The organism is Campylobacter sp. GTC17093, from assembly GCF_055397635.1.
In genome coordinates, this window is sequence record NZ_AP038832.1 from 1,611,140 (window position 1) to 1,622,015 (window position 10,876).

At 30.2% G+C, this 10,876-nt stretch carries 10 protein-coding genes, 5 tRNA genes and 1 other RNA gene; 3 read left to right on the forward strand and 13 right to left on the reverse strand.

The annotated features are described in order from the left end of the window. Window positions 1-2 precede the first annotated feature (2 nt). From ACZ5VL_RS08350 to ACZ5VL_RS08370, 5 genes are all read right to left on the reverse strand, one after another. Complete coding sequence (locus ACZ5VL_RS08350) at window positions 3-1,052, reverse strand: AI-2E family transporter (protein ID WP_464198688.1); 1,050 nt, start codon at window positions 1,050-1,052, stop codon at window positions 3-5. Continuing rightward, the gene (ruvB, locus tag ACZ5VL_RS08355) at window positions 1,039-2,049 is read right to left on the reverse strand and encodes a Holliday junction branch migration DNA helicase RuvB (protein WP_464198690.1); all 1,011 of its coding nucleotides are present in this window, start codon (window positions 2,047-2,049) and stop codon (window positions 1,039-1,041) included. The genes ACZ5VL_RS08350 and ruvB overlap by 14 nt, the downstream gene beginning before the upstream one ends. Before the next feature lie 9 nt (window positions 2,050-2,058). Beyond that, window positions 2,059-2,730, reverse strand: a complete 672-nt coding sequence (locus tag ACZ5VL_RS08360) for a tetratricopeptide repeat protein (protein ID WP_464198692.1) — start codon at window positions 2,728-2,730, stop codon at window positions 2,059-2,061. Between the two features lie 9 nt (window positions 2,731-2,739). Then, complete coding sequence (panB, locus tag ACZ5VL_RS08365; protein ID WP_464200322.1) at window positions 2,740-3,477, reverse strand: 3-methyl-2-oxobutanoate hydroxymethyltransferase; 738 nt, start codon at window positions 3,475-3,477, stop codon at window positions 2,740-2,742. Window positions 3,478-3,612: 135 nt separating this feature from the next. Then, entirely contained in the window at window positions 3,613-4,677 is a 1,065-nt protein-coding gene (locus ACZ5VL_RS08370; protein WP_464198694.1) for an FUSC family protein, read from the reverse strand. A gap of 146 nt (window positions 4,678-4,823) precedes the next feature. Between ACZ5VL_RS08370 and ACZ5VL_RS08375 the strand changes: the two genes are divergently transcribed. After that, on the forward strand, window positions 4,824-5,231 hold the full coding sequence (locus ACZ5VL_RS08375; RefSeq protein WP_464198696.1) for an Hpt domain-containing protein: 408 nt from the start codon (window positions 4,824-4,826) through the stop codon (window positions 5,229-5,231). 33 nt (window positions 5,232-5,264) lie between these two features. Next, window positions 5,265-5,624: a transfer-messenger RNA gene (ssrA, locus tag ACZ5VL_RS08380) on the forward strand. A 309-nt stretch (window positions 5,625-5,933) separates the two neighbouring features. Here the strand turns inward: ssrA and ACZ5VL_RS08385 are convergent. The 6 genes from ACZ5VL_RS08385 to ACZ5VL_RS08410 form a co-directional block, all read right to left on the reverse strand. Further along, complete coding sequence (locus ACZ5VL_RS08385; protein ID WP_464198698.1) at window positions 5,934-6,254, reverse strand: hypothetical protein; 321 nt, start codon at window positions 6,252-6,254, stop codon at window positions 5,934-5,936. A 692-nt stretch (window positions 6,255-6,946) separates the two neighbouring features. Then, window positions 6,947-7,022 (reverse strand) — tRNA-Lys (locus ACZ5VL_RS08390). A gap of 7 nt (window positions 7,023-7,029) precedes the next feature. Then, a tRNA-Asp gene (locus ACZ5VL_RS08395) sits at window positions 7,030-7,106 on the reverse strand. A gap of 15 nt (window positions 7,107-7,121) precedes the next feature. Further along, window positions 7,122-7,197 (reverse strand) — tRNA-Val (locus ACZ5VL_RS08400). 4 nt (window positions 7,198-7,201) lie between these two features. Next, window positions 7,202-7,277, reverse strand: a tRNA-Glu gene (locus ACZ5VL_RS08405). Window positions 7,278-7,309: 32 nt separating this feature from the next. Further along, window positions 7,310-7,385: transfer RNA gene (locus tag ACZ5VL_RS08410), tRNA-Lys, on the reverse strand. Between the two features lie 179 nt (window positions 7,386-7,564). Here ACZ5VL_RS08410 and ACZ5VL_RS08415 point away from each other — a divergent pair. Next, window positions 7,565-8,731, forward strand: coding sequence for a bacteriohemerythrin (locus tag ACZ5VL_RS08415; RefSeq protein ID WP_464198700.1), 1,167 nt, complete (start codon window positions 7,565-7,567; stop codon window positions 8,729-8,731). Window positions 8,732-8,766: 35 nt separating this feature from the next. On the opposite strand, the gene ACZ5VL_RS08420 is transcribed toward ACZ5VL_RS08415, so the two are convergent. Together ACZ5VL_RS08420 and hisD are read right to left on the reverse strand one after the other, a co-directional pair. Continuing rightward, window positions 8,767-9,525 carry a flagellin gene (locus ACZ5VL_RS08420; RefSeq protein ID WP_464198702.1) on the reverse strand — a complete coding sequence of 253 codons (759 nt, stop codon included), beginning with the start codon at window positions 9,523-9,525 and terminating at the stop codon, window positions 8,767-8,769. A gap of 51 nt (window positions 9,526-9,576) precedes the next feature. Continuing rightward, complete coding sequence (hisD, locus tag ACZ5VL_RS08425) at window positions 9,577-10,866, reverse strand: histidinol dehydrogenase (protein ID WP_464198704.1); 1,290 nt, start codon at window positions 10,864-10,866, stop codon at window positions 9,577-9,579. Window positions 10,867-10,876: the final 10 nt, after the last annotated feature.

Here is a 10,876-nt window from a genome sequence, read left to right on the forward strand (position 1 = left end):
ATCTAAAATAAAATCTTATCTTCTTTTATCATAGCATAAAGTTTTAAAACAGATAAAAAGAAAGTAACTATCGCTGGTCCTAATATAATTCCCCAAAAACCAAATGTAGACATTCCAGCTAACATTGAGAAAAATATGAGTATCTCGTTTATATTTGCTGGCTTTTCTACCATTTTTTTGTTTATAAAAGCTATAATTACCGGTTTTATGAAATTATCTGCTATAGTAGATATAACAACTATACTATATACTAAAATAACTATACCATCTACAATATTGCCTTGATATATTTCATATATAGTTATTGGCACATAAATAAGCGCTCCGCCAACAACAGGTATAAGAGATGCAAATGCAAATAAAATACCTAGAAGTAAGGCATCGTGCCCATATATACTAGCAATAATTGCAAAAAGTGAACCTTGTAAAACAACATTTAAAATAGTAGAGTATATAACAACACTCATTGTATTTGAAAGTTCTGAGAATATCAGATCTAAATCATCTTTTTCAATAGGTAAGATATCTTTTATAAATTTTATTAAAGATGATCCATATAAATTTGCAAAGAAGTAAAATACTACAATAAAACCCATGTCAATTATAAAATTTGCACTAGACTTTCCTATAACACCTAGGTAATCAAGAGATTTTCCAATCAAAGCCTTTATATCTATACCAGAAATCAATGTTTTTATCTTTGGTTCTAAAAAAGATATGCTACTTGGCAAATTAAAATCATAATGTTTTAAACCATCTATAGTGGCTGCTATATGCTCCATATTTACTTCACTTGCATGTTTTGCCAATGAAATCGCTGTATATATGATAGGGATCAAGAAAAACACGCATAAAATTACTGTTATGAATATAGCAGAAAGAGTTTTTCTATCACCAGTTAGTTTCAAAATTTTCTTCTCCAAACTAGCCGTAGAAACAGCCATTAAAATACCTATTGTTATAGTTAGTAAAAATGGCTTAAAAAGATAAAGTAAACAAAAAGATACAAACAGTAAGATTGCTGTAAAAAATTTATTGTTAGTTGTTTTCATCAAAAAGACCTTCTATATTTTTTATGCCAAAAAGCGATAGCGTCTTAGCGCTAGCTATCCTACCTTTTGCCGTTCTTTGTATGTATTCATTAGCAAGTAAATATGGTTCTATAACATCCTCAACAGTTCTTTCATCTTCACTAAGAGCAGCTGAAATAGTGCTAAGACCTATGGGCTTTCTTGAAGTGGCTAAAACTTTTAAATATTTTAAATCTTTTTCGTCAAAACCAACTTCATTTATGCCAAGTGCATTAAGAGCTTCTTGTGCCCTATTTTGAGTTATTCTATCTTCATGATTAACTTCGGCAAAATCTCTAATACGTTTTAATAACCTTAAAGCTATTCTAGGTGTTGCGCGAGATCTTTTGGCTATTTCTAAAGCAGCACTTTCATCACATATTTTATCTAGTTTTACAGATGCTCTTTGTATTATTTTACAAAGTTCGCTATTTTTATAAAACTGCAATCTAAAATCCATACCAAATCTATCCCTAAGCGGAGCCGATATCATTCCCGCTCTTGTTGTAGCACCAATTAATGTAAATCTTGGTATATCTATCTTTATAGTTTGCGCAGCTGGCCCAGATCCTATGATTATATCTAATCTAAAATCCTCCATAGCTGGATATAAAATCTCTTCAATAGCTGGAGATAGACGATGTATCTCATCTATAAAAAGCACATCACCCATTTGTAAATTTGTAAGAATTGCAGCCAAATCACCACTTTTTTCTATGGTGGGAGCAGAAACCATTTTTATATTTGAGTTCATCTCGTTTGCTATAATACAAGCAAGTGTTGTTTTTCCAAGCCCAGGAGGACCATAAAAAAGAACATGGTCTAAACACTCATCTCTTTTTTGAGCAGCCTTTATAAACACTTTTAGATTTGATTTTATCTTTTCTTGACCAATATAATCATCAAAAGAAGTTGGTCTTAGCGAACTCTCATATTCACTTTCAAAAGTTGTTTTTTCTATTTCTATAATTCTATCCATTTACGCCAGCTATTTTACATGATTTTTTAAAAAATCATCTTTTGAAATATCTTTTTCATATTTACATCCTTGTTTATCTCCAAGCTCACAGCCTTTTTTAAAGTACTCAAGCGCCTTTTTAAAATCTCTTTTTACGCTAAAGCCATTTGCATACATACTACCTATATTTGCACAACCCATGCCATTTTGCAAATTACATCCTTTTTCATAATACTCATAAGCTTTGCCTAAACTTTGCATTACGCCCTCACTATTTTCATACTGAAAACCAGCGTTTGTGCAAGAATATCCATCGCCAAACTCACAAGCTTTTTTAAAATTTTCCAATGCTTTTGCCAAGTCTTCTTTACCAGCTTTACCTTGTTTATATTGCGAAATTGCTAAGTTTTTACAACCAAGTCTATCTTTTAAATTGCAAGCTTCTTCATATAAACCTATAGCTTTTTTCTCATCTTTTTTATAACCCAAATCATTGTTGTCAAAAATAAATCCTAAATTTGTACAACTTTGCCCATCACCATTTTTACATAAACCTTCCCAAATATCATGAGCTTCTTTAAATTTACCTTTGCTATAATATTCATAAGCTTTATCAAATTCTTGTTGATTTTTCAAACCTTCAAAGGCGCCTAAATTTAAAGTACATACTAAAAATAAGCTAGTAATGGCACTAAATTTCATATTTTTCCTTTATTTGTTATATTCAAAGCTTTTACTTGGAAATATTGAATTTTTAACCTCATTTTTATATGATTTAACCGCCTCTTTTACGAGATTTGCACCATTTAGATATTGTTTTACAAATTTAGGCTTGAACTCTTCAAAAAAACCCAATAAATCAGACCAAACCAAAACTTGCCCATCTACATTTACGCCACTTCCTATACCTATAACAGGAATATCAACTTGCTTTGTAATCTCAGCTGCAATACTACTAAGTGTTGCTTCCAGTACAAAACAAAAAGCTCCTGCTTCTTTTATAGCAAAAGCATCATCCATTAACCTATTTAAATCGCCTTCTTTTCTACCTTTTATCTTATATCCCCCCTCTAATCTAACTTTTTGAGGCATAAGTCCGATATGTCCTACCACACTTATACCTTCATCACAAAGAGCCTTTATATGCAGTGCCATATCTTTTCCGCCTTCTATTTTTACGGCATCACATCCAGTTTGTTTATAAATTTTTATAGCGTTTTTTACACTTTGTTTTATGCTACTAGTACTGCCAAAAGGCATGTCTGTAACAATGAAACTGTTTTTTGCTCCATTTTTTACAGCCTTTGTATGATAAATCATTTCATCTACAGTTACATTTATAGTATCATTTTCACCTTTAAAGTTCATATTTAAGCTATCACCTATTAAAATCATATCAACAAATTCATCAAACAGCCTTGCAAAAAGTGCATCATAAGCCGTTATCATAACAATTTTTTCTACGTTTTTTTTAGAAACAATATCTGTTACAGTAATTTTTTTCACAATAACTCCAAAAGCAAATTATACAAAAGTTAATTCTATCAAAAAATAGCTACAATAGTGCTGAAAATTTGGGGTTTTTTATTTTTTTGCAAAAATCAAAACTACATAAGCAATCACGCTTCTAAATTTATTATTATGAAGACAAATACCACCTATAAATCCAACAAAACTACCAAAAACTATATCAAACAATCTTGTAACTATAAGATCCGTTGCATCTCCGCTTATAACTCCATTCATCTCAGCTATATAAACAGTAAGCGGAGTTATGAATATAGAAGCCACTCCATAATTTCTAACAACACTAAATTCCATTAAAAATGTTAAAACACCTATTAAAAGCGCTATTTTATAGTTATTCATAGATATTAGCAATAAAAAATATGTCAAAATTATGCCTAAAAAAGTTCCACCAATTCTATGAATTTGCCTTGTCCATTTACTCCTCAAAGTCATACCTTGCAATATAGCCAATGTTGATATAGGAACCCAATAAGGCTTTTCAAATCCAAGAAAATGAGCTAAAGCAACACTTAAAGCCACAAATATACCTATTATTACAGAATCAAGTATAACATCATCAAATCCATCATATTTTATTTCAGCGATTGGCTCCGGTCCTATAAATTTAATAGTACTAAGTCCATATAAAAAAGCAACCAAACAACTCCAAATTGTACCCAACATAAAATATCCACTAATTTGTATTAATGTTTCAACTCTAAAAGGCATAAAAGCTGCAAGGGTAGCTATCATTATAAAAAAGAAATTTCCAGGTGTTGGAAGCCTATAAAATCTCACTATCATGGTAGTTATCATAGTAATAACACCAAGAACTATGGGAATAAAATTTGGACTTATTTGAGCAAAAGCACCAAAAACAAAAGATGTTATCATGCCAAAACTACAAGCCATAAGCGCTATCATTCTATGATAAAGCGGTGTTTTTAAAGTATATAAAAATACAAATCCAGCCAAAGATGCTATGGTAGCTTGAGGCATATAGTTTGTCATCGCTCCTATAAAAAGTGGACCAGATGTACATATTCCAGCAGTAAGTGGCATATGCCAAGGACGATCTGTTTTGTTTATCTTAAACAAGTGATTTATCTCAAAAAAGATTCTTCTTTCGATACTCAACATTTTCTCCTATATTTTTATAATTAAATTTCACAATATGGCAATTTTGTGTTATACTAACAAATATATTTGAATTATTTTTCAAATATGAGTGCATTTTATCCAAAAATGTTACACACAATTTTAATCAAGAGGTCAAGGAGTCAAAATTGGGAATATTAAAAACCATAGAGGTAGATTTTCCTAGTGATTTAGTGGAAGAATTTTTATCGCACTATAGTCTTATGTGTGATATTATGGAACCTTTGATTATAAAACTAGAAAGAGAAGAATTATACAAAGATAGCGTAAATGAACTTTTTAGAATTTTCCATAACATAAAATCATCTGCTGCATATATGAAACTAGACCCTATATCAAAACTAGCAATGATGTGTGAAGACGTAATGGAAGAAGCAAGAATTTTAAAAGGTCCAGCAAATAGAGATTTTACTGATTGGTTACTTTTAGCAAGCGATCAATTTGTGAGTTTTTTACAAGATATAAATGAGGATAAAGATTATTTTTCTATCTTGAATCCGAAAATAATCATACTACCGCAAAAACTTGACATTTAGAAGTTTTTATAGTATATTTCGCAGAATTTTTATGGGGATGATTTGGCTTCGACAGGAGTAGATTACCCATGGTTGCATGTCGCTTTGGATATAGCGTATAAAATCCAAAATAAATTTAAACGCAAATAACGTTAAATTCGCTCCTGCTTACGCTAAAGCTGCGTAAGTTCAGTTGAGCCTTGCATTGTGCTGATACTATTTAGGCACAAAAGCGAGTAATCTCAAATAGTGTAGTTTAGGCATATGACGAGTGTTTAGACGAAATTTAGTCTTAGTCTAAATTTTGGTTTTGGAAAGTGAGCCTTTTTAGATGAAATTTTCACTTTTGCTAAACATGTAGACGCTGTGAGTATTTATTTTTGGACTGCGGTTCGATCCCGCACATCTCCACCAAAACTTTATAAAAAATAGATACCCCAAATGACTCTTTTTTAAATTTATTCGTTAAGTATTTCACGAATATATAGCGATAATTTTACTATATTGTGTTTAATTAAAACTAAAAATCTAATTCACTTTTATTTATATGTTTTAATAAAACTTTAAATATTTTATTTGTTAGAATTAAATTTATTCTTTCGTCATCAAAAATCATTGGTTCATATCCAATGGAAATTCTACCCTTTGTAGATTCCCATTCCTTATAATAAAGATTAATAGAAGGTTCATAATTCCTCCAATTTATAATATGTGCTTGATTATTTAATAATAACAAAATGTCGTCACAGTATATCTTTGTTTTTTATCTCCATATAATTTTAATGTATTAAATTCATTATTTAACATTAAATATATCTCATTACGGGAATGAGAATTTAAAAGTTCATGCATATCATTTTCTAAATCTTGTATTTCACTGTCGGTGGCAACAGAATCAGCAAGAGAACCCAAATTTAGAATTTTGTTAATTATTGGAGAATTATTTAAATCAATTTTTTCTAAAAATAATTTATAAGCTTGATTCTTATATTCATAATTTGATTGATATTTAAAAAGTATATACGCACTACAAGTAGAAAACATTGCAGTAATTAATCTTATAATTATTAAAAATAAATGAATTAGCTTTTTTAGATTTTTTCAAATTATTCCTATTTTATTTAATTAGAAATATCCATTTTACTCTTTATTTCTGATGCTTTTTATTAAATGATACAAATAATTCTAAATAGTATATTCTAAATGCCTGACAAATATTTATACTAAATTTCCACCTTATCTTAAAAGAAAGCTTTTAAAAATTAGCTCTCTTAAATTAATTTTCGCTTTTCTTAAAAAATGTATACTCCGTGAGAAGTGTTTATTTTTGAACCGCAATTCAATTTCACGCATCTCAATTATTTTTTATATCATCTCTTGTAGCTTACTTTTATAGCTCCACCACCATACACTATCGTATAATACTCCCCCTGGCCAAGTATTATCTTAAACACTATGAATCCGCTTATTACTTATTCACTAAATTTGTCGTTATAAACTATAGCAAGAGCATTAATCTATATAATCACCACTGTATAATGTTTTTTCTTCATTTGTAGAATAGTTAAATTATGCACATATGCATAGTCAATATCTTCGATCGTTTTATTTATTCTTTTAAAATTTTTAGCGTTTCGTCTTTTAAATTTATTATAAATCCTTAAATTTAAATATATGTGATTATTATAACTTAATACAAAAACTTTAAAAAATAGTAAAAATAATTTATATAAAATTGGTGTCCTGCGTTGGATTCGAACCAACGGCCCCCTCATTAAAAGTGAGATGCTCTACCGACTGAGCTAGCAAGACAAAGAAGTGGCGCAGCGGACGAGGCTCGAACTCGCGACCTCCGCCGTGACAGGGCGGCATTCTAACCAACTGAACTACCGCTGCACCTAAATAATGATATGGTGGTCGCTATAAGACTCGAACTTATGACATCCACCTTGTAAGGGTGGCGCTCTACCAACTGAGCTAAGCGACCAAAATGGCGACCCTTGCAAGATTTGAACTTACGTTATTACAAAGAGATTGTAATGTCCTGAGCCACTAGACGAAAGGGTCAAATCACAAAGTAACGCATTTTATAATATTAATGGTGTCCTGCGTTGGATTCGAACCAACGGCCCCCTCATTAAAAGTGAGATGCTCTACCGACTGAGCTAGCAAGACTTTTTAAAAACGAAATTGTATTATATATAAATATTGACTTTTTGTCAAGAAAAAATAGAAAATTATATTTTTAAATATATAAATTAGCAATTATAAAAATTAAAATATAACAATTTTATTTACAAAATTTTGCATTTCTGGTATCATTTTATAAGCAGAAATTTAAAGGAAAATAAACAATGGATATATTATCAGAAAATGAAGAACTTTCTAATCAAAATATATCACAGATTAAAATGTTTGTATGGAATAAAACCTTTGAAACAGGCATAAAAAGTGTAGACGAGCAACATATGCACTTAGTAAATTTGATAAACAATATAGCTGAAAAAATAAATCTCTCTAGCATTGATTTTGAAGATATGGGATTTTTTTTAAAAGAAATTGTTGATTATACTATTTATCATTTTTCTGATGAAGAAAAAATTATGAAAAAGAAGAAAGTTGACAAAAAATTCTTTATCCGCCATAAAAATAACCACAAGATATTTATAGAAACAATGAAAGAATTGGCATCTTCTATAGATAAGAACAATATGTTTTTAAGCGCAAAATCTTTACTAGATTTTTTGATAAATTGGCTTGCATTTCATATACTTGGTCAAGATAAAATACTAGGGCTACAAATAAACATGATAGATACTGGTATGACACCAAGCGAAGCATATGAGAAATTAACCAAAGATATAGATAAAAAGACAGAACCACTAGTTCACTCTTTAACAACTCTTTTTACAATTTTAACAGATAGAAATAAAGAACTTACCGATCTTAAAAATACTTTAGAACAAAAAGTAAAAGAAAAAACAAAAGAACTTATGGAAAAAAACAGAAAACTAGAGTATCTATCTCAAACAGATCAATTAACAGAACTTAAAAATAGAAGATTTGCAATGAATACTTTAAAAGATCTATATAAAGAAAATTGCGCCACAATGAATGCTCTAAGTGTAATTATGGTAGATGTAGATAATTTCAAATGTGTAAATGATGAATTTGGTCATGATGTTGGAGATAAAGTACTTATATCGCTATCAAAAACATTAAAAGAAAATATACGCACAGATGATATAGTTTGCAGGCTTGGCGGTGATGAATTTTTGATCATATGTCAAAATACAAATAAAAATGGTGCTACAAAATTAGCTCATATACTTCTTGAAAAAATTAAAAATATAAAAATAATTATTGGAAATAAAGAAAATAAAGAAATTTTATGGAAAAGTAGTGTTAGTTTAGGAATTGCTAGTACTGAAGATAAAATAACAAATTTTAAAGATCTTATAAAGTTTGCCGATATAAAAATGTATGAAGCTAAAAATAGTGGAAAAAATTGTATGAGATAATAATATAGCTTAGAGAAACTAAGCTATATTTACTTTTATCTAAGTAATGTTGCTATTTGATTTTGAGCATTTTGTAGATTAAATGCAGATGCATATGAGCCTGAATTAATTAAGAAATTTGCTTGATTAAAATCATTTGCATTTTTAGCTATATCGTTATTTTGCAAGTTACTTTCACTTGCATTAACATTTACATTTGTATTCATGGCTACTTTTACACCACTCATTATGCCATTTTGAGCTGAACCAATATCACTTCTAAGTGAATTTATACTACTCATAAAATCTTGAACACTTTTCTGGTTATTTACATCTATAGTGCTGAAATTTGGAGTATTTAAAGATATACTAGCATTTCCATTTCCAGTAACAAATTCCATATTTCCACTAAAAACATTTTTACCATTAAAACTTGCGCCATAAACTGCATCTTTCATAGAACTAACTAAAGCATTTGCTTCATTTTGTATCATAGCTTTTTGGTCATTATTTAAAATACCATTATTCATAGTCACAGAAAGTTCGTTTATCCTATCTGCACTTTTTGTTATATTGCTTAAAGCGCCATCTGCTATTTGCAAAACACCTATAGCATCATTTGCATTTGCGACACCTTGTTGCAATGACGAGCTTTGCAATCTAAGCGAATCAGCAATGTTCATACTAGCCCCATCTGTACTAGAAATAGCCCTATTTGCAGCTATAGCATCTAACGCTTTACTAGCGTTATTTTGGGCTTGATTTAAATATTGGTTTCCATTTGTAGCATTTGTATTAAAACTATTTACTTGCATAACATCTCCTTTGTTATTAAGTTGAGTTAATTATAACATAAATAAATAAACTTATTGTTTACCAAATCTTAAATTTACAGACCTCTCATGAGCACCAAGTCCTTCTGCTCTAGCAAACGCCATACATGCTTCGCCAAGTTCATTTATTCCAGTTTTACTTATAGAAATAATTGAGCTTTTTTTGATAAAATTATTAACCCCAAGCGGAGAGAAAAATCTAGCACTTCCCCCTGTTGGCAAAGTATGATTTGGTCCTGCTAAATAATCTCCCATGGCTTCAGGAGTATTGTGTCCTAAAAATATAGCTCCAGCGTTTTTTATATTTTGAAGATAATCAAACGCATTATCTGTTGCTATCTCTAAGTGCTCTACGGCAAGTTCATTCATCAACCAAGTAGCCTCATTCATATCTTTTGCTATTATTATGGCAGCTTTATTTTCTATACTAGCTCTTGCTATATTCTCACGCTCAAGAGTTGGCAAAACAGCCATTATCTCGTCATTTATCAAATTTGCAAAGCTCTCATCATCAGTTATAAGAAAACTACTTGCTATCTCATCGTGTTCAGCCTGGGAAAGCAGATCAACTGCGATATGTTTGTAATTTGCACTTTTATCTGCCAAAACACCTATCTCACTCGGTCCTGCAATCATATCTATATTTACATCACCAAAAACAAGTTTTTTTGCAGTTGCAACATATATATTTCCAGGTCCTGTTATAACATCAACTTTCTTAATGCTATCTGTTCCATAAGCCATAGCACCTATTGCAGATGCACCACCAACTTTATACGCATTTTGTATGCCAAGAAGATGCATGGCTGCTAATAATAAATGATTTACATTTCCATTTATAGCAGGCGTACAAACTGTTATCTCTTTAACACCAGCAACAATTGCTGGTATTGCGTTCATCAAAAGTGAGCTTGGATAAGCCGCTTTCCCCCCTGGTATATAAAGCCCTGCTATATCAACAGGTGTAACTTTTTGTCCCAAAATAGTACCATTATCCTCAAAACTAAGCCAAGTTTTCTCAAGTTGTTTTTCGTGATAAGCTTTTATCCTATCATAAGCCACCTTTAGGGAATTTTTTAAATTTATATCCAAAGAATCATAAGCTTTTTTCATCTCTTGGCTAGAAATCTTTAAAGCATTTGTCGCGTCCCATTTATCAAATTTAGCTATCTGCTCAACCAAAGCCGTATCACCTCTTGCTTTTATATCATCGATAATACCCTGAACAATAGGCATAACTTTACTCATATCACTATCTGAGCGATGAACTAGTTTATTAAATTCACTTTTAAAATTTTTATCTGTTGATTTTAATATTTTCATGAAAAATCCT

Excerpts from the sequence above, each read along its gene's own strand:
- ACZ5VL_RS08415 (WP_464198700.1), top strand. The coding sequence starts at position 7,565 with ATGGATATATTATCAGAAAATGAAGAACTTTCTAATCAAAATATATCA.
- ACZ5VL_RS08350 (WP_464198688.1), bottom strand. The coding sequence starts at position 1,052 with ATGAAAACAACTAACAATAAATTTTTTACAGCAATCTTACTGTTTGTA.
- ACZ5VL_RS08360 (WP_464198692.1), bottom strand. The coding sequence starts at position 2,730 with ATGAAATTTAGTGCCATTACTAGCTTATTTTTAGTATGTACTTTAAAT.
- ACZ5VL_RS08370 (WP_464198694.1), bottom strand. The coding sequence starts at position 4,677 with ATGTTGAGTATCGAAAGAAGAATCTTTTTTGAGATAAATCACTTGTTT.
- hisD (WP_464198704.1), bottom strand. The coding sequence starts at position 10,866 with ATGAAAATATTAAAATCAACAGATAAAAATTTTAAAAGTGAATTTAAT.
- ACZ5VL_RS08385 (WP_464198698.1), bottom strand. The coding sequence starts at position 6,254 with ATGTTTTCTACTTGTAGTGCGTATATACTTTTTAAATATCAATCAAAT.
- ACZ5VL_RS08420 (WP_464198702.1), bottom strand. The coding sequence starts at position 9,525 with ATGCAAGTAAATAGTTTTAATACAAATGCTACAAATGGAAACCAATAT.
- ruvB (WP_464198690.1), bottom strand. The coding sequence starts at position 2,049 with ATGGATAGAATTATAGAAATAGAAAAAACAACTTTTGAAAGTGAATAT.
- panB (WP_464200322.1), bottom strand. The coding sequence starts at position 3,477 with ATGATAACGGCTTATGATGCACTTTTTGCAAGGCTGTTTGATGAATTT.